Raw genomic sequence first — 25408 nt, forward strand, 5'->3', positions numbered from 1 at the left:
ACATGAATTTCGTCGCGCCACAATCTACCGATGTTTTGCTTACTGAAGCCGAAAACGAAAACCTTTACCTCAAACTCATTGAGCAGATCAACAAAGATTTCAACCTTGCCAACGAAGGCATCGATTTTCCGTTGAGCACCAAACCCCATGAACTTAAAGTGCAATTGCATGAGAAAATTTACCGGCTGATCCAATACAAATTCGCCGAATACCTCAATCTATTGTACATCATCGATGTGCCTGAAGACCAGATCAAAAAGCTTGACGGCTCCGATATCGTGGAATTATCAGAACAGGTTTCTTTTTTAATCTTAAAAAGGGAATGGATGAAAGTCTGGTTTAGAAATAAATTCTAACGAACGGCATAAACGCTTCGCTGTATACTAAATCCTTTTCATCGTAAAGTACGTTATAGCGTATCCCGACGGTCACATTATCGGAATGGTAACCCAAGCCAAAATATAAAGCGGTATTCCAGAAATTCCGGCTGTAGTCAATTTCGGAGAATTCCTGATTGACGCGCAATTGCTCGAGTTCGGCAGAAAGCTGAATCTGTTCAAAAGGCGTAAACAAACCAATCAGACTGCCACCGTAGAGATAAGATTTGTAACCGTTGTAGTAGGGCTCTCGGGTTCTCACTTTTATAAAACTGCCTTGCAAACCGACGCCTGCCGCAAAATAGTCGTTGAAATTATAAATCGCACTGGGTGCCAAACTCACATCAGTATAATCTGAACCGACGCTGACGCCGATACCGCCACCAAACTGCACATCGTTCCAAAAATCACTTTTACTATTTTTTTGCTGTGCGAAAATCAACGGTGAAAAAAGCATGAAAATAGGCAACAAAACACTTTTGAAATCGATGCGAAAAGGAGTATTTTTTATCATGATCCGGGGTTTATTTTTTAAAACATAAAAGTATCCAAAATAATTAAAATTTTATGGCAATTATTGTACTTTTGCGTAACATTTTTACAAATCAGGACATTCAACAAGTACTATGGATAGGTTTTCCTTTTTAAACGCAGCACACACCGAATTTTTTGCAGATTTATACGATCAATATTTAGAGAACCCGGACAGCGTCGAGCCGAGCTGGAGAAGTTTCTTTCAAGGTTTCGATTTTGGAATGACCACCTACAACGAAGAACAAGCAGTGGCTCAAATGGGCAACATCGCTTCAGACAACATTCAAAACGGTCAAGTTTCGGATAAAATTCTAAAAGAATTTAACGTGCTGAAACTCATCGATGGCTACAGAACCCGCGGGCATCTTTTCACCAAAACCAATCCGGTTCGAGATCGTAGAATTTTCTCGCCAAACCTTCAGTTGGAAAACTACGGATTGTCGAACGATGATTTGAATACTGTTTTTGATGCTGCAAAAATTTTAGGGCATCAACCTTCCACTTTGCAGGATATTCTGACGCATTTGAGAAATGTTTATTGCCAGCATATCGGTATCGAATACATGTACATGAGAAACCCGGAATGGATCCAATGGATTCAGGATCGCATCAACATCAACGACAACCTTCCGAATTTCAATAACGAACAAAAGAAACACATCTTAAGCAAACTCAACGAAGCGGTTTCTTTCGAGAATTTCTTACACACCAAATATGTAGGTCAAAAACGATTTTCACTCGAAGGGGGCGAATCCATCATTCCCGCTTTAGATGCTTTGATTGAAGCAGCAGCCGAAAAAGGTGTTGAGCAATTCGTCATGGGAATGGCGCACCGTGGGCGTCTCAACGTTTTGGCCAATATTTTCAGAAAATCAACCCAGGACATCTTCTCCGAATTTGACGGAAAAGATTACGATCAGGAATATTTCGACGGTGATGTGAAATACCACTTAGGATTAACATCCGACAGAACCACAAGCACAGGAAAGCACATCAACATCAATCTCGCGCCGAATCCATCGCACTTGGAAACGGTTGGAGCCGTAATTGAAGGCATCACAAGAGCCAAACAAGACCACTATTTCCCCGATGATTTTTCTAAAGTGTTGCCAATTGCCGTTCACGGTGATGCCGCGATTGCCGGACAAGGAATTCTCTACGAAATAATACAAATGGCGCAACTCGACGGTTATAAAACCGGCGGAACAATCCACATTGTCATCAACAACCAAGTGGGTTTCACCACCAATTATCTCGATGCACGTTCGTCAACGTATTGTACCGATGTCGCGAAAGTCACGCTTTCTCCCGTATTACACGTAAATGCTGACGATGCGGAAGCTGTCGTGCACGCGATGTTGTTTGCGCTCGATTTCAGAATGCAGTTCGGCCGCGACGTATTCATCGATTTGTTAGGCTACAGAAAATACGGGCACAACGAAGGCGACGAACCGCGTTTCACCCAACCTTTACTTTATAAAATCATTGCCAAACACAAAAACCCAAGAGATCTTTATGCCGAGAAATTACTCGCGCAAGGCGTCATCGACGGGAATTTTGTAAAAGATTTGGAAACCTCATACAAATTAGATTTAGATCAAAACTTAGAAGCATCACGTAAAAAAGATTTAACCATCATCACGCCGTTCATGCAAAACGAATGGCAAGGCATGAAGCAGGTTTCCGATGATGTGATGCTCCAAAAAGTAGATACGACTTTCCCGAAAAAAGGACTCACCGAAATCGCCGAAGTGATCTGCAATTTGCCAAAAGACAAAAAGTTCATCAGCAAGATTGAAAAACTGATCAACGACAGAAAAACCATGTTCTTCGAAACCGACAAACTCGATTGGGCGATGGCGGAATTCCTAGCTTACGGTTCGTTAATGACCGAAGGCTACAGCGTTCGTATTTCCGGACAAGACGTAGAAAGAGGAACATTCTCACACCGTCACGCCGTAGTAAAAGTCGAAGACAGCGAAGAAGAAGTCATCTTGCTCAACAACCTCAAAGCGCAAGGCAAATTCTACATTTATAACTCATTCCTTTCCGAATATGGCGTATTAGGTTTCGATTACGGTTACGCACTTGCGAGCCCGAAAACGCTCACGATTTGGGAAGCCCAATTCGGTGATTTCAGCAACGGTGCGCAAATCATGATCGACCAATACATCTCCTGTGGCGAAGACAAATGGAACAACCAAAACGGACTCGTCATGTTATTGCCTCACGGTTACGAAGGGCAAGGTGCCGAGCATTCTTCAGCCAGAATGGAGCGTTACCTGCAATTGTGCGCGCGTCACAACATGTTCGTCGCCGATTGTACAACACCCGCGAATTTCTACCACTTGTTGCGCCGCCAGATGAAAACCGAATACCGCAAACCTCTGATCGTGTTCACCCCGAAAAGTTTGTTACGCGATCCGAGAGTCGTTTCGTCTGTTGATGAATTCGCCACCGGAAGTTTTCAGGAAACTATAGACGATGTTACGGTAAACAAAAAAGACGTCAAAACCTTGGTATTCTGCACCGGAAAATTCTATTACGACCTCGATGCCGAAAGACAAAACCTAGGCAGAAAAGACGTCGCGATTGTCAGAATCGAACAGTTGTTCCCATTGCCGGTCGAGCAATTGAAAGCCATCATCAAATCTTACCCGAAAGCCGACGATTTCGTTTGGGCGCAGGAAGAACCGAAAAACATGGGCGCCTACAGTTTCATGCTGATGAATTTCGATTTGGTCAAATGGAGACTGGCCTCACTAAAAGCCTACGCAGCACCGGCCGCCGGAAGTTACACGAGAGCCAAACGCCGCCACGCCGATGCGATCCGAATGGTTTTTGATAAAAATTTATTTCAATAATGAGAAGCTATTTCCTGCTGTACGCTAAATTTTTTGCGCCGAACACCGGCACAAAAAGATACCGCTGCCATCAGGGCTAGGGCTTTAGGAACATAACAACGCACATTCAAAATTTAACATTATCTAACGATCCGTTCGCTAACGCTCGGGTCATCATTTAAAATAAGTCACAATGATTTTAGAAATATTTGAAATTAAAAGGAGGACAGCCAGTGGCTGTCAGGTATAAAATCAGTATTCTAAGTCAAGAACCAAAATAAACCAAACTAAAATATAAAATTATGATTTTAGAAATGAAGGTTCCCTCTCCTGGGGAGTCAATCAAAGAAGTTGAAATCGCAACCTGGCTCGTGAAAGACGGCGATTATGTAGAAAAAGACCAAGCCATCGCAGAAGTCGATTCAGACAAAGCCACGCTGGAATTGCCAGCAGAAGCCAGTGGCATCATTACGCTCAAAGCCGAAGAAGGCGACGCGGTTGCCGTTGGTGCCGTAGTTTGCTTAATCGATACCGACGCTGCGAAACCATCAGGAAGCGCTCCGGCAGCAGAAGCTAAACCAGCGGCTGAAGCTCCAAAAGCTGAGGCGAAACCTGAACCAAAAGTAGAAGCTCCAAAGGCCGCACCGGCTCCAACTTCTTATGCAGCCAATACGCCATCACCGGCCGCGAGAAAAATATTAGACGAGAAAAACATACAACCTACAGACATCGTAGGAACAGGAAAAGGTGGCAGAATCACCAAAGACGATGCTGTCAATGCCGTACCATCGATGGGAACACCGACGGGCGGAAACCGAGGCTCGAACCGTACCAAATTGTCGATGTTGCGTCGTAAAGTAGCCGAAAGATTGGTCGCTGCGAAAAACGAAACTGCGATGCTGACGACGTTCAACGAAGTCAATATGACGCCGATTAATATGATTAGAAATGAGTATAAAGATGCGTTCAAAGCCAAACATGGCGGCTTAGGTTTGGGCTATATGTCGTTCTTCACCAAAGCGGTGACCAGAGCGCTGCAATTGTATCCGGACGTCAACTCGATGATTGACGGAACCGACAAAATCTCTTATGATTTCTGCGACATTTCAGTAGCCGTTTCCGGACCGAAAGGTTTGATGGTTCCTGTAGTCAGAAGTGCTGAGAACTTAACATTCCGCGGCGTGGAAGCTGAAATCAAACGTTTGGCAATCCGTGCAAGAGACGGACAAATTACCGTTGACGATATGACCGGGGGAACTTTCACGATTTCAAACGGCGGTGTTTTCGGAAGCATGTTGAGCACGCCAATTATCAATCCGCCACAATCAGGGATTTTAGGAATGCACAACATTATCGAACGTCCGATTGCCGTAAACGGTAAAGTGGAGATTCACCCGATGATGTACGTGGCTTTATCGTACGACCACAGAATCATCGACGGTCGCGAATCAGTTGGATTCTTGGTGGCTGTGAAAGAAGCTTTAGAAAATCCGCTGGAATTGTTGATGAACGGCGATGCTAAAAAAGCACTAGAATTGTAACACACAAATTTTCATAAATATAAATCCCGCTTCCGAAACGAAGCGGGATTTTTTGTTTATTTGTGATTCTGGCGCGCGCCGGACGTTTCGACTGTAGCCAAGTGTGATGTGGAACGTTTGCGTGAGGGATGGGAGCAAGTACCGCGTACTTCGGACAGCCCGACCCGCAGGGGCACGCCCAAAAAAACAACTAAACATGAGAGCAAACAAGAAACAAGCCGCCATCGGATTCATCTTCATCACGATGCTGATTGACATTACGGGTTGGGGGATCATTATTCCGGTAATCCCGAAACTGATCGAGGAACTGATTCACGGAGATCTTAGTGAAGCAGCAAAAATCGGAGGCTGGTTGACGTTCGCTTATGCGATTACGCAATTTTTATGCGCGCCGATTATTGGTAATTTGAGCGATCAATACGGACGCCGCCCGGTGATTCTGATTTCGCTTTTTGGTTTCTCCATCGATTATTTGTTTCTGTCGATGGCACCGACCATTGGTTGGTTGTTTGTCGGTCGGATTATAGCTGGTGTGACCGGAGCGAGCATTACGACGGCTTCGGCTTATATTGCTGATGTGAGTACACCGGAAAATCGTGCTAAAAACTTTGGAATGATTGGCGCCGCTTTCGGATTGGGCTTTATCATTGGCCCTGTGATTGGCGGTTTGCTTGGGCAATATGGCGCGCGCGTCCCGTTTTACGCGGCGGCGGTTTTGTGTATGCTCAACTTTATTTATGGGTTGTTTATTTTACCTGAATCTTTGGATGAATCGAATCGCCGTCCGTTTGAATGGAAACGTGCGAATCCTATCGGCGCCTTTGTGAATCTGAAGAAATACCCGCAAATTATAGGTCTGATCATATCGATGTTTATTTTGTATGTGGCTTCGCATGCGGTGCAGAGCAATTGGAGTTATTTTACGATGTACCAACTGCATTGGGATGAGAAAATGGTTGGGATTTCTTTAGGTGTTATTGGTGTTTTGGTCGCAGTGGTTCAGGGCGGGCTCATCCGTTGGATCAATCCGAAACTTGGAAACCAGAAAAGCATTTATATAGGTTTTGCTTTGTATGCTATTGGAATGTTTCTGTTTGCTTTTGCCACACAAAGTTGGATGATGTTTGCGTTTTTGGTGCCTTACTGTTTGGGTGGAATCGCGGGTCCGGCTTTACAATCTGTAATTTCGGGCGATGTACCCAAAACAGAGCAAGGTGAAATTCAGGGAACACTGACGAGTCTGATGAGTGCTTCGGCGATTGTCGGGCCGCCTTTGATGTCTACGTTATTCTATTATTTTACGCACGATGAGGCGCCGGTTCAGTTTGCAGGCGCGCCTTTTGTGCTCGGCGGATTGATGATGCTCGCCAGTGCAGTGATTGCGTATTTTTCGTTTAAGAAATAAAAAAATCCCAACTTCAAAGGTACACTCGAAGTTGGGATTTTGGTTTTGATTTTATGGAGGTTACTCTTTGATGATCTTTATGGTTTTCTCTTGACCCGAAGCAGTTACTTTCACGAAATAAACGCCGTTAGCCAGCAATCTTAAATCTATTTCTGTTTGCAATTCATTCACTTTCTTTGAGATCATGATTTGCCCTAGGATCGAAGTGATTTCTATGGCATCAATGGATGCAGTGTTAGAAACAGACAAAGTGTTTTTGACAGGATTTGGGAAGCACTTCAAATCGTTGAAAGTAAAATCAGCAACTCCTAAATTGCTTATGATGGTAGTGCTGGCAACGTTGGTGGCAATCGGCGCATTGAAATCAAAATAGATATTGGCGCTGTTTGGGATCACATCACCTACTGCAATTCCGGCAACCGGTTTTACTTTAAATGAAATATAACCATGACTCAAAACCTCGTTCGAAGTTCCTGGTAAATTGATGTTTTCAAACAAAAACTCATTGTGGTTGTTGGTGTTTTTCACCCTGCAATTGTGGCTTGTGCTGATGAGTTTGAAAGTGCTCCAGTCGAGTTTTGCATCGAGATCATTGAGCACCTTGATGTTTATGGCATCCGAAGTTCCGACATTCTGGAAACGAATCGTGTAGTGTAAATAGTCTTGCTGCGCTTGCGCTAATCTTATGGAAGCGCCTTCATGGACTATAATGTCGTTCGGATCTTGTGAATTCACAACGGTTTGACTCACCGAACAACTGTTGTTCGCTGGCGTGTAATCGGCTGCAATCGGCGTAATGTTTCCTGAAAACGGAATTAACTGACCCGAGTCTACAGTCGGAGGCGTGGCCACTTGGAATTTTACATTTTGGATTAATCTGCTTTCAAAAGGAGCGATATTCGTGTAATTGAAAACCAAAGAATTCGTGTTGATCGTATTGGGCGACGGATTGCTGTTCAGAAACGACATTTTTGTATTGTCGAACTGAAAGCTTATCTGACCGCTCAGGGTGGTGCTTCCGTTGTTTTTGAACCAGATATTGTAAAAGGCAGGAAGCCCCGGAACAACATTAAATAAAGGGATAAGCACAATCTCCAAATCATCAACATTGCTGTTGGCCGCGACACAAAAATCAGGAGCCATCGTGGTATTAGGGGTGTTAAAATTAAAGGTTTGAGAAGCCGGTGTCACCGTAAAATAACTTGGCAATCCTGTTACAGAAACCGTATTGGTTCCGGTTTCGCCTACGAGGTAATATTCGCCACCGGCATAAGCCCTTGTTCCAGAGCTATAAGTCGTAGATCCGTTGACATTTTGTACGCTAATTTCATTGAGGTAAGCATCGCCGGAATCACAGCCGTTGGCATTCGCATCGTATCTGATTTTCCCTAAAATCCTGTTTTTCAGAACCACGACATAAGCGTAGTTTACGAAACAATCTGACGGATTACTAACAAGGCAAATTTGATAAGGAACGGCATAAGTTCCCTCGGCAACACCTGCGCCAATATTAATGATACCATTGGAATTTATAGAAAATCCGGAAGGCGTATTCAAAGGAGTCAGCATTACGACTAATGGTGAAAACGGACTGCCGTTGGCGGTGTCATTATCCAATACGCTTGTAGCTATAGTAGAGTTGGGATAATGAGGTGCGCTAAAATCATCATAGTTGGCCACTATATTGGACAGGCCGGTTACGGTAACATAAGCGGTTGCACTCGGGCACATTCCGGAGCCAATTTCACAAACCGTATAATTGAACACATAGCTTCCGGGCGTTGTTCCGGGCGCTACATAAATGGTTCCATCAAAGTCTAACATAAGTCCTGGCGGAATGTCTTGAGCCTCAACAGTAGCATTATTGGGATTTAGAGGTCCGATACAGTCTGCAAAATCATTATTTAACACATTGCCAGCTGGGCCTCCAAAGGTGTTGTCAATAGGGTTCGATGTGAAATCGTCATTATTAGCAAAAATAAAAGGAGGATTAACAAAAATATTGATATAACCAATGCTGCAATTGTCCGGATGTGCAATCTCGCACAACTGATAGGTCAAAACATATCCGCCTACATTCACAAACGGATTTAAAAGAAAAATGTCTCCATTGCTATTGATCGTAAGTTCAGGATAAATGGATAAATTGGTGACCACCACATCAGCAGGATGGACGACATCTCCGGGTTGTGTAATATAGGTTTCCAATATAGCAGGAACGCCATTAAGGGTGTCCACAGGGGAACCTGAATTAGCACCTAAAACATTGCCCACAAAATTATTCCAGCAATACGCAGTAAAGCCCTTAGGATTGGTAATCAGCTTCGTATTGATCGTCACAGTTCCTGTAGCACAAAGCGTACTATTGGCTATCGAACAGATCTTATAAGTCAAAGTATAAGTGCCTCTTGGGGTGCCTCCAGCGACAACAACATTGGTTCCCGAAATGGAAACGCCGGCATTGGTCGTTGTGAGTTGCGTAATGGTAACGGTACTTAATGTTGCTGCTTGACCATTTAAAATGTCGTTGAGCAATACATTTCCGGCAGTGACATCAGACGCGCCATAAACAACACCAAAAGTATCATCAGCTGCATTAATTTGAGCGAAAGAAAACTGGCCACAAAACAATCCGAAAAATAGCAATAAAAGGGAGTAATTTTTTTTCATAAATAATGTATTAGCGATTATTTTTTAGTGATCTTGACTGTTTTTGTTTGCCCGTTGGCTTTCACTTTTACCAAATACATGCCTTTGGAAAGCGATGACATATCAAGGGTTGCATTATTATAGCTTACTGTTTTTGAAATTAGTGTTTTCCCTAAAAGATCCATTACTTCTATAGTATCAATATTGGAAGCGTTTCTCAAAGCAAATGTTACCATGCCGGAAGTCGGGTTAGGATAATATTCAAAAACACCGTTATCAAAAACATTCACACCCAAGAAAGGAACAAATTCCGTAGTGCAGGTATTGGTTACTATCGCCGGATTGAAATCGAAGATAATGTCCGCTGTATTGGGGATGATGTCGCCTAAAGCAAATCCTGATTTTGGTTTGACTTGAAAAGTAAGATATCCTTTTCCGGTAGTACTATCATCGGTTGATGGCGGCAAATCGATTCCCGGAAAGGTCCAAGCCAGATGCGTTCCTATTCTTTCTAAGAAATAATCAGCACTGGCATCCACCATTTTAACCGAAGACGGTTCGAGTTTCGCATCCAAAATATCGGTTACTTTGATGTTGATGGCGCTTGCTGTTCCGGTATTTTCGAAATGAATAGTATAGGTAAGATAATCCTCGGATGTGAACCCTGAATGGACAATCTTTCCGCCATGACTTTCGATTTTGTCGTTCGGATCCCACGAACCTATAATCTCTTGGGTGATTTCGGCGGTATTATTGGCCGGATTAATATCATTGTCAGTAATGGTTATTGAAGCGGAATTGGTGACCAATTGCCCCAATGCTACCGTTGGAATGGTTGGGGTTTGCAACAAGATGCTAATGCGTCTTGATTCGAAAGGCAATAAATCGGTAAAAGTATAGGTATGAACCGTACCTGGCTCACCAATCACGGAAACAGCACTGTCATTGGTGAAAGTAATAGTTCCTGAAGCGATGGTTTGGGTCGAGTTGTTGGTGTAAACAATATCGTTGGTAAATTCAAAACCGGGTCTTGGAGTCGGGTTGGTTCCCACCAAGCTTATTGACAAATCTTCCCCAGGAATCGTACCGACTACCGGAAAAAGGTATGTTGTCATCCCGGTGCCTGCTGCTACGGTAACCGACGGATAAGAGGAAACGCAACTATAATTGGCGGCATATTGCGGTTCTATTTCATAGGATAGGTCGTAAGTAGTAGTCGGGTTGGATTCATAAAGAAAATAGGGCGTAGTGTAGGCATTGTGTGTTACGCCATCATTGTTGATTTCATATTTAAAATGTCCTAATGGAAAATTGATCTCGGTCTCGTCCTGAATCCCGTTGGCATTGCTGTCGAGAAAAGCGATGAGTTTGATGCCATCGGAAAAAGTTGTAGGTGTAGTTTCTATATATTCCGTGGTGTCAAGAATCGTATACCCATAATAGGTTCCCTTGAAAATCATATACAATCCAATCGGAACATAGCTGCCCAAATTAATATCTTCCTGAGTCAGAATATCAGTCGAATAAAACGTAGTGTTGTTGGTTTCCCCCGCATTCAAATTGGCAATCGGACCTCCTAAAAGACTAAAACCAGTAAGGGAATCGCTGAAGAGCGAATCTAAAAAAATGTTGCTGATCGGGGCGCTCCCAATATTTTCAACCGAAAAGACATAAGTCATCACATCCCCTACACTCGTATAACCGTCACCATTCGTGTCGGCGTAGGCTATGGAATAAGTTGTTTTCAGGGGCGATTGCACCCTAATATTAATATTTACGGTAGAACAAACACCCGGGTTGGCCACTTCACACAAAGTATAATTTAATTCATAGGTGCCAATCGGTGCGCCTGCAGGAATAGTAAGAATGCCCTGGGAATCAACGGTGATTCCAGCGTTGTTATCATCCAAAAAAATGACCACATCAGAAGCATTTACCGGAAGGCCATGCAAGGTGTCATTGGTAAGCAATGCTAACGTAGCTTCAGTTTCTGCAACCGTAACAATCTGATCATAATGGGCATGAACATTATAATCGTCTAAAAGGGTTACCGTTATCGAATCATTCGAATTAAAAGTATTCCCCGAAAGCACGGTGGCTGTTATTGTAAAGGTTTCGTTGGTTTCCAACACACCATCAAAAATTGTTGGAACAATTCCAGCATCGAAAGTAGAGGTAAGCCCAGCCGGAATCGTAAAGGTTGCGGTAATAGGGGTATAATCCAAATGGCCTGCGGTGCCGTCAGTAGTAGTGACCTGAATGACGGTATCTGTATCACTTGGTGCGGATAATGAAAGGTAGAAGACAACCTCTGAACCTTCTTCTAAAGTTCCGCCAAAAGGTTCTGGTTGGGTGATTTCAAAATCGGGCAAACCATCATTGTCTTTAATGGTGATTGTTCCTTCAACACTAGCATTGACGGTATTCCCGGAAGTTACGGTTCCGTTGATTGTTAAGTTTTCATAAGGTTCATCCAACGTGTCATCCGTTGTGGTAATCTGAATCACTTCGCAGCCACTTTGTCCGGCAAAAAAAGTTCGGTCGGTTGTGAATGAGGTGTAATCGTCAGTTCCGGCCGTGCCTGTTGTGGTTACAAAATGGACTACAACATCAGCGTTGTAAATCCGGTCTAAATAGGCATAAGCGTATACCTGATCTCCTTCCGTGGTCGTATAATTTTCTATACTTACCGTTGGAAACGTATCATTATCAACAACATGAAACGGTACGGAAATTAACGGATTCGCAGCACTTCCTGAGACCACCGTAGCGGTCAAAGTAAAAGACTCGTCGGGCTCGGTAATCGCATCATCAATAACATAAATATTAAAATAGCCCCAGGTTTGTCCCGGTGAAATGATCATCGATGCAGGAATGGTGCTTTCATAATAATCCGCCGTAGTCGCCGTTCCCGGCGTTGCGGTAAAATGAATTTCAATCGGCGCGTTATAAGGATTGCTCAGATTCACGATAGTTCTGGCGATGTTGTTGCCTTCTACCCCGTTTTCCGGACTGATGGTAATTGTAGGAGGTAAGTCGTTGTCAAGGATGGATGCAGGTACTCCGAGCGTTATATTTGAAGTGTTTCCGGAGGTCACCGTCGCGCTTATTATAAATTTTTCCACGGGTTCGATTAGGGCATCATTGGTTGTTGGGATGAATAAAACCTCACTCGAAAGTGCTCCCGCCGGAATCGTTACTGTCGTTGTCAATGGCGTATAATCCGAGGTGTCTGCGTTATTGGCTATGGTTGTGATATCTACGGTTACCGCCGAGGGAGCTGTGCTGAGGAGCTTTATTGTAAATTCGTATGGATTACCTTCTAATGTAGTGCCGAGATGGTCGATAGTCATCAGCGGATTCTGTGCCAAAGCAAAGGTAGAGAACAGTCCAAAAATTAGAATTATAACGGCAGAGTAATGATTTTTCATAGACTATTCAAGGTATCAGTTTTTAGTAATCTTAACGGTTTTTGATTGCCCGTTGGCTTGCAACCTAATCAAATATAAACCTTTTTCCAAAGAAGACAAATCAACCGCGGCATTATTGTAATGGATTGTTTTTGAAATTAATGTTTTCCCCAAGACATCCGTGACTTCTACATTGTCGATATTGGTTTTTTTCAAATCAAATGTGATGATGCCCGAAGTCGGATTCGGATGGTATTCCAAAGCGTCGTTTTCAAATACATTCACACCTAAGAAAGGAACAAATTCCGTAGTGCACGTATTGGTTACAATCGCCGGATTGAAATCAAAGTAAATCTCAGCCGTATTCGGGATGATGTCGCCTAAAGCAAATCCGGATTTTGGTTTCACCTGAAAGGTTAAATAGCCTTTTCCGGTGGTCGTGTCTGCAATCGATGGCGGCAAATCAATGGCGCTGAAATTCCAAATCAGATGGTTTTCAATTCTTTCTAAAGAATAGGCGGCACTCGCGTCGACCATCTTAATAGAACTAGAGTCTAATTTTGAATCCAGAAAATCTTCTACCCTAATATTGATCGCATTGGCAGTTCCGGTGTTTTCAAACTGAATCGTATAGGTTAAATAATCAGCAGCGGTAAAATTGGAATGCACAATTTGTCCGCCATGCGCTTCGGTTTTGTCATTAGGATCGTAAGAACCCACAATGGTTTGAGTGACGCTCGAAGTATTATTTAGAGGGAATATATCGTTAACAGGAAGATTGACGCTTGCGGTATTGGTTACCAATTGTCCAATAGAAACCGTCGGTATGTTAGGCACTTGAAGCCTCACGTAGATATATCGGGTTTGGTAAGGCAGTAAATTAGTAAAATTATAAGTAAATCCGGTGGCGGTAAGTGTGGCGGTAGATTCCGATATATTGGTGATATTTACTGCGCTGTCTTTGGTAAACGTGACTGTTCCCGAAGCTACGGTCTCATTGGAATTATTGGTATATTTTAGGTATTGATAGTAATTAAACCCTGGTCGTGGAGGCGGGTTAGGACCGATTAAATTGATGGACAACTCCTGATATGGGGTCACAGTAATAGGGAAATTATAAGTGGTGATTCCGGAGCCTGGAGCTACAGTAATATTGGGATAGGAAACCGGGCAGCTATTGTTTGCGGCATAATCCGGATTGACCACATAACTTAGGCTGTAGGTGGTCGTAGGATTTGATTCGTAGATGTAAAATGGCGTGGAATATAAATTGTGAACCACACCGTCTTGGTTGATCTCATACTTAAATTGCCCTAGCGGGAAATTAACTTCTGAGTTGTCTTGAACGCCATTAGCATTGGTATCCACAAAGGCTTTGACACGAATACCATCGGAGCTATTTAAGGTAAAAGTATTTTGCTGACGCGCCATACCAGTCACTTGATAACCGTAATAGGTTCCTTTAAAAAACAATTCAAACCCTTGAGGCGGAGTACCATTAAAACGGCCATAATTAATATCATCCTGCGTTAAAATATGAATGGCAGAAAAAGTAGTGGTGTCGGACTGACCCGCATTCAAGTTTGCAATAGCACTGCCTGTAATAGTCAGTTGACTGTAATTTTGATATACTTGAATAGACGTTAGCGGCGCGTTGCCAATATTTGCAACCGTAAATTGGTAATGAATAAGATCCCCCACGCTCGTGAAGCCATCACCATTATAATCGGAGTAACTCAGATCATAAGTTACCTTCAACGGAGATACTACATTGACATTAAAAGTAGTGGTGTCGCAACTCCCCGGATTCGCTGTTTCACAAATCCTGTAACTTAACTGATAATAACTACCGATAGGTGCGCTGGCAGGAATGGTTAAATTCCCTTGGGCGTCTAAGGTGGCTCCAATAGTATTGCTGCCTAGTAAAGTTACCGAAGCGTCAGCAGCATTGAGTGGCGCGCCATGCAAAGTATCGTTGGCCAGCAAGGAATACGTAGTGCCGACTTCGGCTACTGAAGTTATCGTATCTGTTTGTGCATTAATGTTATAATTGTCTGAAATAGTCACGGTTAAAGAGGCATTTGTGTTGTACGTATTCCCCGAAGTAACTACTCCATTAACTATAAAAGTTTCGCTTCCTTCCTGCAATTGGTCTAACAGGGTAGGCACTATTAATCCGGTTTCAGAATAAGTTTGCCCTGCAGGAATCGTGACCGTGGTGGTGAGCGGGGTATAATCTAAACTTCCTGCTGTGCCATTAGCCGTTGTAATCTGAACCGTAGTGGGTGTAGCACTTGGATTCGTCAAACCGATGCCGATATATGCGTCATCACCTTCTACAGGTTCAACGTCGTAGCCGTAATAAATTTCAAAATCAGGCAATCCATCATTGTCTATGACCGTCATGGTTGCCGTTGCAGACGGATTGGTCGTATTGGCAGAAGTTACTGTTCCGGTTACCGTAAAAGATTCGTTGGGCTCGTCGAGCAAATCTTCAGTGACATTAATTTGAAAAGAGACATAGACACTACCCGCTACAATGGTTTTAGTGGTGTTGATGGCCGTGAAATCAGTACTTCCGGCAGTTCCTGTTGTGGTGGTCAGCTGAATGACTACATCGGAATTGAAAGGACGGTCTAGAACAGCTGAAGTATAAATCGTTTGCCCTTCGATGGTGTAAGGATCGTCAGAAAGGGTTAAAGTGGGCGTAGTATCATTGTCGCGTATGGTAATGGTGGATAGCGTCGAAGCATTTTCAGTATTGGCAGAAGTTGCGGTAATATTGATCGTAAAGTTCTCATCAGGCTCTGTAATCGCATCACTGGTAGTAAATACATTAAAAGAGGAAGTGGTTTGTCCTGCCGCAATGGTGACTGTGTTTGAAATGGCTGTAAAATCTGAAGCATTAGCCGTTCCTGTAGCCGTGAGACAAGTAAGCACGACATTAGAATGAAATGGATTGCTCAAAGTGATGGTCATATTAGCGCCTTGCCCTTCTACAATGGTCCTGTTATTAATAGAAATGGCGGGTGCTTTATCATTGTCAACAATGTAAACGTATGAATTGTAAACGGTGTTGCTGGTGTCTCCGGAGATTGCCGTTCCTTTAATGATGAAGTTTTCAAAAGAAGGTTCAATATCAGCATCATTTGTGGTGGCTATCGTCAACGGACCGCTTGACAAAGTTCCGGCTGCTATGGTTACGGTAGTAGATAAAGCAGTAAAATCGGTGCTTTCAGCGGTACCAATCGCAGTATTCACATTAATGACTACCGCAGTGGTATGGGCATTATATAAGTTGACTGAAAACGTATAAGAACTCCCCTCCAGAACATTATAGCCAGACCCGCCATTTGAGATATAAAAACTCTGGTCTTGCGCCGAAGCTGTTGTAAAGAACACCCCTAAAAGGAAGATCCAAAACGAAACCCAAAAATGCTTTTTCATAATAAATTTTATTAATGTATGAGATCGAAATTATATCAAAAAAAGTAAACCCTGCAGTATGATTATTACTTCCAGAGTTTACTATGTATTGTTTTTAAGGTTCAGAAACCATCGTTATTTTCTGCTCACCTTGACTATTTTCTCCTGATGATTTGCTTTCACTTTTACCAAATAAATCCCTTTGGAAAGCGAAGACAAATCCACAGCCGCATTGCTGTAATGAACTGTTTTTGAAATTAATGTTTTTCCTAAAATATCCACCACTTCTATACTATCAATATTCGCATCGTTTTTCATCGCAAACGTGACGACATCTGAAGTCGGATTCGGATAATATTCAAAAACATCATTGTCAAATACATTTACGCCTAGGAAAGGAACAAATGCTGTCGTGCAAGTATTCGTCACAATCGCCGGATTGAAATCAAAGAAAATATCTGCCGTATTCGGGATCACATCGCCTAAAGCAAAACCGCTTTTTGGTTTTACCTGAAAAACAACATAACCATGACCAGTAACTTCATCATTATCCACCGAAGGCGGTAAATCGATACCGTCAAAATTCCAACTGAGTGCATTGCCGATACGTTTTAAAACAAACGGATGGCTGGAGGTAAGCGTTCTTACTGAGGTTTCGTCGAGTTGGCTGTCGAGCACATCACTCACTTTAACATTCACAGCATTGGCCGTTCCGGTATTTTCAAAACGAATGGTATAAGTCAGATAATCGTTTGCCGAAAAACTTGAGAACAAAACCTCGCCGCCATGTTTTTCAGATTTGTCATTCGGATCATAAGAACCGACGACCGTTTGCGTCAGACTTGAGTTGTTGTTGTTGGTATCGGAATCATTCGCAGGAACAGAAACCGAACACGAATTGGTCAGTTGTTGTCCTAAAGCAATAGTAGGAATGGTAGGAACCTGCATGTTTACAGTAATATAGCGTGTTTGATAAGGCAATAAATTCACGAAATCAAAGGTAAATCCGTTAGCGTTAGCGACTGCACCGGGTTCTGAAATACCTGTAATCGACAACAACGAATCTTTGACAAAAGTCACGGTGCCGGAAGCAATGGTTTGGTTGCCATAGTTCGAATAAGCAATTTGATTTTGATAAACAAATCCCGGACGTGGTGGCGCAGAATAGTTGTAAAGTTGTATTAACGAATCTGCAAAAGGCAGCACAGTGATGGGGAAATTATAAGTAATAATTCCTGCCCCAACGGGTACTGTAATGTTAGCATAACTGGCGGGAGCTACTGTATAATGTGATGCTAATGCACTGTCAATAGTGTAGCTTATATTATAACTATTGGCAGGATTAGATTCGTAAATAAAAAGCGCTCCGTCAGAAGACGAAGTATTATTGACTGGTCCGCTGTTGATGGCATAGTGAAATTCCCCAAAGCTAAAATTAGGTTCAAAACTATCCTGAACACCATTCGTATTATAATCTAAAAAAGCATTGAGTTTGATGCCATCTGATAAGTTGAGGTCAAAATTATCTAAGGCAGCAAAGTCTCCTATGGGCACTCCGTTTTGCGTAAGGCTGTAAGAGGTGGTCACCACGCCATTATTGATGTCGTCTTGCGTGATTACATAAGTTGCCGTAAACGTCGTATTGTCAATAGCACCGACAGCCATCACAGGGATTGGCCCTCCAAGAACGGAATAGTCAGAGCTTACAAGCATAACATTCGTCACGTCGCTGCAACTGTCATTGTTAACGGTGAAAGTATAATTCAAAACATCGCCCACATTCGTATAGCCATCATTATTAAAATCGACATAGCTTGCAGCACCATATGCTTCAATACTGAATTGGTCGTTGATCGAGAAATTCAGATTAAAAGAAGGATAGCAATTGGCCAACAAAATATCTTCCGCCAACACATTCAGCGTATAATAAGCAGGCATCAAATTCGGAATCGAAAAGGTCGTTCCGGTTCCCGTATAAGTCAATTGTTGCAGTAATGAAGTTAGTGAAATGGTCCATGTTCCCGCTTCAGGCAAACCTGATAAATTAATTGTCCCTGTCGACACTTCACAAGTGGGCTGGACTAAAGAATCAATCACCGGCGTTGCAGCTCTACAAAAATCAACCGTGATGGTTACTGTGGCGGTGTCGCAATTGTTCGGGTTGGCCAATTCACATATTTGGTAGACTAGAGCGTAAACTCCGCTGGGTGTTTGCGGATCGGCATAAACCTGCCCTTGCGAGTTTAGCCCAACATGAATGTTGGGGGAAGACACCAAAGAAAGCGAGACATTGTTTAAAGAAACCGGAAGGTTATTCAATCGATCATTACTCAGAATGGTTCCAACGCCCGGAGGTACAATCCCGCCCAGATTACTTAAGGTAACATTATCGTCATTGGCATTGATGGTTTGTGGGATATTGCTGTTGTATGTTGCTGAACCCATACAACCATTAGCATCCGTGACCACCACTGAAAATGTTCCTGAGGGCAAATTCAGCACAAAAACACTATTGGTTGTTTCACCAACCAGGGGGGAGCCGTTATAGCTCCATTGGTAAGTGTAAGGTTGCTGTCCGCCAATTGGGTTCGCAATGATATTAGAAGACGGGTCATTTAAAGTCGCAGTCATCTGGACGTTGAGTGTTGTATTGACAATCAATTCTAATGGATAAATTAAAACAGTTCCAACGGTTAAATCCTGAACGCGAATAAAAACAAGTTGTAGCGGAGCAGTAGTTTGATAATTGCCCGGATTTACTATCGCATTGGTATTGGCATTCGCGTCACTTTCTGAAACATGAAAACTGATGTTGAAATTACTCGGATTCTGATTTCCGAGCCACTCACTATTCAGACTTGTCAAATCAAAAGTATTGTCGCCACAATAATTGTCCAAAGACACGATTTGGGCAGCGCCGGTATAACCGATTAAGGCAAGAAGAAGTATTAGGATTGATTTTTTCATGATTACCGCTTTGTTATTCTTTGATTATTTTGATGGTTTTTTCCTCGTTTTTGGCTTTTACTTTCACAAAATAAATGCCTTTGGAAAGTAACGATAAATCGACAGTGGTTTCAAACGCCTCGATGCTTTTCGTCAAAACAGTTTGTCCTAAAACCGAAGTGATGGTCATCGAATCCATCTCAGAATCATTGGTCATATGGAATAGGTTTTTTACCGGATTCGGATACGAAGTGAATTTATCAAAGGCAAAACCTTTTGTGGTTAACGTATTTACGAATTGTGTCGTGCAGGTATTGGTGACAATCGCCGGATTGAAATCAAAGAAGATGTCAGCGGTATTCGGGATGATGTCGCCAAGCGCAAAACCTGGTTTTGGTTTCACCTGGAATACGATATAACCATGACCGATATTTGTGTCTGCTACCGATGGCGGCAATTCAATGCCGTTGAATTTCCAGGTCAGGCTAGAACCGACTCTTTCTAAAATGTAAGGATGACTTGATTTCACCATTCTTACGCTGGTTTCATCGAGTTTGTTGTCAAGAACATCATTGACCCGGATGTTGATCGCTTCAGCAGTTCCGGTATTTTCAAAACGGATGGTGTAAGTCAGGTAATCGTTCGCAGTAAAGGTTGAAAAAAGCACTTTTCCACCACGGCTTTCCGTTTTGTCATTCGGATCATAAGAGCCGACAATGGTTTGTGAATAGCTGCTGTTATTATTGACCGTATTGATGTCGCCTACAGGAATACTAATCGAAACACTGTTGGTCAGTATATTGCCGATAGTCACAATCGGAATCACGGGAACCTGCATGTTGACGGTAAAACTTCTCGATTCGTTAGGAAGCAGGTTGGTAAAATTATAGGTAAAACCTGTCGCATTCGAAACCGTTCCGGCTTGTGAAACCGATATAATGGAAACTAAATTGTCTTTAGTGAAAGTCACAGTTCCAGATGGTATAGCGACATTTCCGGCGTTGCGATAAGTGACATAATTGAAATAAGTAAAACCAGGTCTTGGCGAAACACCATAAGGATAAATCACAATTTCAAGGTCTTTGAACGGCGTCACGGTTACGGCAAAATAATAAGTCGTGATGCCAGAACCATTGGCTACAGTAATGTTGTTATAAGTGGCATTAGTGACTGTGTATTGTCCTGCATTGGCCGGATTTACGGTATAACTCAAATCATAAGAAGTAGCCGGATTGCTTTCATATAAGTAATATTCGCCATTGGAAGCAACGTTGTTCACGATGCCGTTGTTGTTAATTTCATAATGATACTCGCCTAACGGGAAGTTCTGCTCAGAAGCATCTTTGATGCCGTTGCTGTTGGCATCAAGGAACGCCACCAATCGGATGCCGTCGGACACATTCAAAGTTGAAGTTGCCGCCGCTACTGCAGTCACCGTTCCGACACCTGAACCAGTTCCGGTCGCGGTGATTGATTTGTATACATAACCTGCATTGATGTCATTTTGCGTCAGCGGATAAGTGGCTGAGAAAGTCGTAGTATCGGTAGCTCCGGCTGCCAAGTTAATCGGATCGCCTGTAACGTTTAGCCCAAGGCTGCCAACAATAACGTCCGTCAGATTACATGAACTAAGGTTCTTGACGCTGATATCGTAATTGATGATGTCGCCTACATTAGTAATGCCATCAGAATTAAAATCTACATAATTCGCCGTCAGTGTCGTACTCAGATAGCCGACTTCAATCTGTAATGGAGGAGAAAAACAACCACTACCGTTCGCTACGTTGAGCGTGTATTTTCCTGGAGCAATTCCGGTCAGTGTAGTCACGACACCACTACCGGTCTTAATAATGTTTCCATTGCTGTATATATTCCATGTGCCTACCGCAGGTAATCCTGATAATTGTATGGTTGCCGCGGCGCTAAAACAAGACGGTTGCGTGATATTGGCTACAGGCGTACTTACCGAACAGCCGATACTGACTGCAGCGAAACCAGTAGCGCAATTGCCAGGGTTGGCATTTTCACAGACGAAATAGTTGATCGTATAAGTGCCTGCAGGTGCCGGCCCATTGGAAAAGACGACACTGCCATTTTCATTGATTGAAAGATAATTGCTCGTAGAGGAAACCTGCGTAATGGAAACCTGCGACAAAGTCAGCGGCAAATCATTCAGCGTGTCGTTCGCTAAAATGTCCTGAATCACCACTACCGCAGCGGAACCATTCGGCGTATTGGTGTAATCCTTTACGGTACGAATCTGGTTCGGAACCACGTTCACATAAATGTCGGCTTCAGTGCAATTGAAGGGACTACCGATTTCACAGATCTGATAGCCTAAGTAATAACTGCCAATAGGAGCAGGGCCGTTGAACACCAAAGATCCTGTAGCTGTATTGATCGAAAAATAACTACTCGTAGAAGAAATCTGTGAAATCGAAACCTGAGAAATAGTCAGCGGAAAGCCGTTGAGGCTGTCATTGCTTAAAAGGTCCTGAATGACTACAGTGGAGCCATTGCTGTTGATTACTGAACCGATGTCAGTATTTGCGACGATTTGGGAAAAGACAGCATTGCTGAAAAATCCGGAAATGAGCAAGAGAAATCCTAAAAACAAGTAATTTTTTTTCATGGCCTAAGAGTTTAATTCTCAAATGTATGAAAAAGACTTTACAGTAAGATTGAATATTTGCTGTCAATTAGAATTTGACGGTTTCGGATTAGAATTCGCAATTATTTCAGATAAAGACAATGATTATAGTAATCAATAATCGCTTTTCCTTCCAATAGTACGTCCGCGCCGATAATGCCCTGAACAGGTTTCGATTTGTGCTGTACCAAGGCTTCATTCACATGCGACAAATCGAAAATCACGAGGTGGAAGTTTTTATTTTTCCAACGCCCAATCTGCAACTGATTGCCTGTAGCGAGCTGCGTAAACATTCCCGTGGCGCCGGCTCCGGCTGCTTTTGTTGTTGATTTTGAAGCCGTGAGCCCGAACAGTTCGATGCATTCAAAACCCACGCAACTGTTGCTCGCGCCGGTATCGAGGATGAAATTTCCACGGACGCCATTGATGCTTGCCTTCATCAGCAAATGCTGCGTTTTGGTTACTTTAAACCGAATTTTCTTATACTTTTCCTTCTTAAGAAGGTCCTGGAGGTTTTTCATTTTTGATGGCTAAGCCGTAAAGGTCGCAAAGTTTTAGGAAATAGGGGGTTTAATATCGTAATTTTGGCCTTTAAAAAATTTGTATTTCCAAACATGATTGTTACCGATACCCATACGCACCTTTATAGCGAAGAATTCGAACAGGACCGAAATGAAATGATGCAACGAGCCATCGATGCCGGCGTTTCACGCTTTTTTGTTCCTGCCATCGATTCCACTTGCACCCAATCCATGTACGATTTGGAGCAAAACTATCCCGAAAATGTTTTCCTGATGATGGGCTTGCATCCGACTTACGTGAAAGACAATTACAAAACGGAATTGCAGCATGTCGAAACCGAACTTTCCAAACGGAAATTCTATGCGATTGGCGAAATCGGCATCGATCTTTATTGGGACAAAACACATCTCAAAGAACAACAGGATGCTTTCCGCCATCAAATCAAACTTGCGAAACAATACCGTTTGCCGATTGTCATTCATTGCAGAGAAGCATTCGATGAGATTTTTGAAATCCTCGAAGAAGCCAAGTCGCCCGAATTGTTCGGCATTTTTCATTGTTTTACCGGAACTTATGAGCAGGCTTTGCGCGCCATTTCGTTCAACATGAAATTGGGCATCGGCGGCGTAGTCACTTTCAAGAACGGCAAAATCGACCAGTTCCTTCATCAAATTGATTTGCAACATATCGTTTTAGAAACCGATTCGCCATATTTGGCGCCCCTTCCGTACAGAGGCAAACGCAATGAAAGCAGTTACATCGTAAATGTAGTGGACAAACTGGCCGAGATTTACCAGATGCCGTCAAATGAAATTGCTCGAATCACCACCGAAAACAGTAAAGCCGTTTTTGGGATTTAATCTAAAAAAGAAGCCCAAGATGTCAATAAATTTTGTTCTTTTGTTAAACTAAAATGAATTTTTAAGATGCAGAAATTTGATGCGATTCGCCCGTTTTATGACGCGGAAGTCAACCAAGGGATTCGTTCCTCTGTGAATCATCCGATGATGAAAGCGCTGATGAATTTTACTTTTCCGGACACTCCGGATGAAGTCTGGAAAGAACAGTTGTTAAAAACACATTCCATCCGAGATTTTCAATGCAATTTCATATACGAATCGATACAACGCGTTTTGCAGAAAACCTCTGACGGACTTTCGACTTCAGGGTTTGAAAAACTTGAAAAAAATACCGCTTATCTTTTCATCTCGAACCACCGCGATATTATCCTCGACACTTCTTTGCTCAACGCAGCGCTTTTTGAACATGGTTTGGTGATGACCGCTTCGGCGATTGGCGACAATCTGGTTAAGAAATCGTTTTTGCTGACGCTTTCCAAACTCAATCGTAATTTTTTAGTATTGAGAGGTTTATCGCCTCGGGAATTGCTGCAAAGTTCCAAACTCATTGCGGAATACATCAGGCAACTGATACGCCGTGAAAACCGTTCGGTCTGGATTGCCCAGCGCGAAGGAAGAACCAAAGACGGCAACGATGCGACGCACAGTGGTGTGTTGAAAATGCTCGCCATGGCAGCCGATGGGGAAAATCTCATGGATTATTTCAAAAAGATCAAAGTCGTTCCGGTTTCGATTTCGTATGAATACGACCCGACTGACGCTTTAAAGATGCCGCAATTGATGGCCGAAGCGAACAACGAGATTTACATCAAAGAAAAGAATGAAGATTTCATGACGTTGCTCAGCGGGATTATGGGCCAAAAGAAACACATCCACATTCATATTGGTGATGTCCTCAACAGCGAACTCAATCAGATTGCTCAGGAAAACGACAATTCCAACAAGCAAATACAAGCTTTGGCGCAAGTCATTGACGATTCGATTCTCAACAGTTATAAGCTTTGGCCGACGAATTATATCGCCTATGACCTGCTTCATAAAACCAACATTTACGAGTCCTATTATACCGAAAACGAGAAGAAACTTTTCGAGAAAAGGCTTGACATCAAAATCGATCAGGACAATCCGATTGCTTTAGAAGGATTTTTGAATATGTATGCGAATCCGGTGGTCAATAAAATGAAATATCAAAATGCTCACTAAGCCGAACATTCTGCTGATTTATACCGGTGGAACCATTGGTATGATGAAGGATTTTGAAACCGGAGCCTTGAAGGCGTTCAATTTCAGCAAACTTTTGCATAAAATCCCCGAACTCAAACAACTCGATTGCCAGATTGAAACCATTTCGTTTGAAACTCCGATTGATTCCTCGAATATGAATCCGTCGAAATGGGTCAAAATTGCCGCGATGATTGAGGAACATTACACCCAATTTGACGGTTTTGTCGTGCTTCACGGATCTGATACGATGTCTTATTCCGCGTCTGCATTGAGCTTCATGCTGGAGAATCTAACGAAACCTGTGGTCTTTACAGGCTCGCAATTGCCGATTGGAGATTTGCGCACGGATGCCAAAGAAAACCTCATTACGGCCATACAAATCGCGTCGTTGCAACACAAAGGTAAACCGGTGATCAATGAAGTCTGTCTGTATTTTGAATACAAATTGCACCGCGGCAACCGCACTACGAAAATCAATGCGGAACATTTCAATGCGTTCACCTCGCCGAACTATTCGCCGCTCGCGGAATCGGGCGTACACCTCAAAGTGAATCACCACCTGATTTTGCCAAAAAACAGCAACAAGAAACTCATCGTCCACAAGGAACTCGATGACAATGTCGTGGTTTTAAAAATTTTCCCGGGCATCAACGAAAATGTCCTGACATCAATATTAAATATCCCCAACCTCAAAGGGATGATTCTCGAAACTTATGGTTCCGGAAATGCGCCTTCGGAAGAATGGTTCCTTGCTGCTTTGAAGAAAGCCATCAAAAAAGGGCTGCACATCGTTAATGTCACCCAATGTTCTGGTGGCAGTGTCAATATGGGGCAATATGAAACGAGTACCGGACTCAAAAAAATCGGCGTTATTTCAGGCAAAAACAGCACTACGGAAGCGGCGGTCACCAAGTTAATGTATCTTCTGGGGCAGCAGGTTTCGCCGAATGTTTTCAAAACGATTTTTGAAACTTCTTTGCGTGGAGAATTATCCTAAAAAATAGCTTTTTTAATTTCTGTA

General features: G+C 42.8%; 14 protein-coding genes. 7 read left to right on the plus strand and 7 right to left on the minus strand.

What is annotated here, in order from left to right:
• Nucleotides 1-2: 2 nt before the first annotated feature.
• Nucleotides 3-356, plus strand: coding sequence for a hypothetical protein (locus Q0058_RS06100; RefSeq protein WP_298221946.1), 354 nt, complete (start codon nucleotides 3-5; stop codon nucleotides 354-356).
• Here the strand turns inward: Q0058_RS06100 and Q0058_RS06105 are convergent.
• Nucleotides 340-891, minus strand: coding sequence for a hypothetical protein (locus Q0058_RS06105; protein WP_298221948.1), 552 nt, complete (start codon nucleotides 889-891; stop codon nucleotides 340-342). The two genes, Q0058_RS06100 and Q0058_RS06105, sit on opposite strands and share 17 nt — an antisense overlap.
• A 112-nt stretch (nucleotides 892-1003) precedes the next feature.
• Between Q0058_RS06105 and Q0058_RS06110 the strand changes: the two genes are divergently transcribed.
• From Q0058_RS06110 to Q0058_RS06120, 3 genes are all read left to right on the plus strand, one after another.
• Nucleotides 1004-3775, plus strand: coding sequence for a 2-oxoglutarate dehydrogenase E1 component (locus tag Q0058_RS06110; protein WP_298221950.1), 2772 nt, complete (start codon nucleotides 1004-1006; stop codon nucleotides 3773-3775).
• 281 nt (nucleotides 3776-4056) lie between these two features.
• Nucleotides 4057-5295, plus strand: coding sequence for a 2-oxoglutarate dehydrogenase complex dihydrolipoyllysine-residue succinyltransferase (gene odhB, locus Q0058_RS06115; protein ID WP_298221952.1), 1239 nt, complete (start codon nucleotides 4057-4059; stop codon nucleotides 5293-5295).
• Nucleotides 5296-5491: 196 nt separating this feature from the next.
• Nucleotides 5492-6700 carry a TCR/Tet family MFS transporter gene (locus tag Q0058_RS06120; RefSeq protein WP_298221954.1) on the plus strand — a complete coding sequence of 403 codons (1209 nt, stop codon included), beginning with the start codon at nucleotides 5492-5494 and terminating at the stop codon, nucleotides 6698-6700.
• A 60-nt stretch (nucleotides 6701-6760) separates the two neighbouring features.
• Here Q0058_RS06120 and Q0058_RS06125 read toward each other — a convergent pair whose 3' ends face one another.
• The 6 genes from Q0058_RS06125 to Q0058_RS06150 form a co-directional block, all read right to left on the minus strand.
• Nucleotides 6761-9370, minus strand: coding sequence for a T9SS type A sorting domain-containing protein (locus Q0058_RS06125; RefSeq protein ID WP_298221956.1), 2610 nt, complete (start codon nucleotides 9368-9370; stop codon nucleotides 6761-6763).
• Nucleotides 9371-9387: 17 nt separating this feature from the next.
• On the minus strand, nucleotides 9388-12780 hold the full coding sequence (locus tag Q0058_RS06130) for a Calx-beta domain-containing protein (protein ID WP_298221958.1): 3393 nt from the start codon (nucleotides 12778-12780) through the stop codon (nucleotides 9388-9390).
• A gap of 15 nt (nucleotides 12781-12795) precedes the next feature.
• Nucleotides 12796-16206 (minus strand): Calx-beta domain-containing protein, encoded by a 3411-nt coding sequence (locus tag Q0058_RS06135; RefSeq protein ID WP_298221960.1) that lies wholly within the window; start codon nucleotides 16204-16206, stop codon nucleotides 12796-12798.
• Between the two features lie 114 nt (nucleotides 16207-16320).
• Nucleotides 16321-19152, minus strand: a complete 2832-nt coding sequence (locus Q0058_RS06140) for a T9SS type A sorting domain-containing protein (RefSeq protein WP_298221962.1) — start codon at nucleotides 19150-19152, stop codon at nucleotides 16321-16323.
• 13 nt (nucleotides 19153-19165) lie between these two features.
• Nucleotides 19166-21763: a T9SS type A sorting domain-containing protein gene (locus tag Q0058_RS06145; RefSeq protein WP_298221964.1), complete on the minus strand. Its 2598-nt coding sequence runs from the start codon at nucleotides 21761-21763 to the stop codon at nucleotides 19166-19168.
• A 101-nt stretch (nucleotides 21764-21864) separates the two neighbouring features.
• Nucleotides 21865-22302, minus strand: coding sequence for a retropepsin-like aspartic protease (locus Q0058_RS06150; protein WP_298221965.1), 438 nt, complete (start codon nucleotides 22300-22302; stop codon nucleotides 21865-21867).
• Nucleotides 22303-22395: 93 nt separating this feature from the next.
• On the opposite strand from Q0058_RS06150, the gene Q0058_RS06155 reads away from it, so the two are divergent.
• From Q0058_RS06155 to Q0058_RS06165, 3 genes are all read left to right on the plus strand, one after another.
• Entirely contained in the window at nucleotides 22396-23163 is a 768-nt protein-coding gene (locus Q0058_RS06155; protein ID WP_298221967.1) for a TatD family hydrolase, read from the plus strand.
• Nucleotides 23164-23229: 66 nt separating this feature from the next.
• Nucleotides 23230-24366 carry a 1-acyl-sn-glycerol-3-phosphate acyltransferase gene (locus Q0058_RS06160; RefSeq protein WP_298221969.1) on the plus strand — a complete coding sequence of 379 codons (1137 nt, stop codon included), beginning with the start codon at nucleotides 23230-23232 and terminating at the stop codon, nucleotides 24364-24366.
• The gene (locus Q0058_RS06165; RefSeq protein WP_298221971.1) at nucleotides 24356-25384 is read left to right on the plus strand and encodes an asparaginase; all 1029 of its coding nucleotides are present in this window, start codon (nucleotides 24356-24358) and stop codon (nucleotides 25382-25384) included. The genes Q0058_RS06160 and Q0058_RS06165 overlap by 11 nt, the downstream gene beginning before the upstream one ends.
• The last annotated feature ends 24 nt before the right edge of the window (nucleotides 25385-25408 follow it).

This window comes from Flavobacterium sp. (genome assembly GCF_027484705.1).
In the GTDB taxonomy this organism is placed as follows: domain Bacteria; phylum Bacteroidota; class Bacteroidia; order Flavobacteriales; family Flavobacteriaceae; genus Flavobacterium.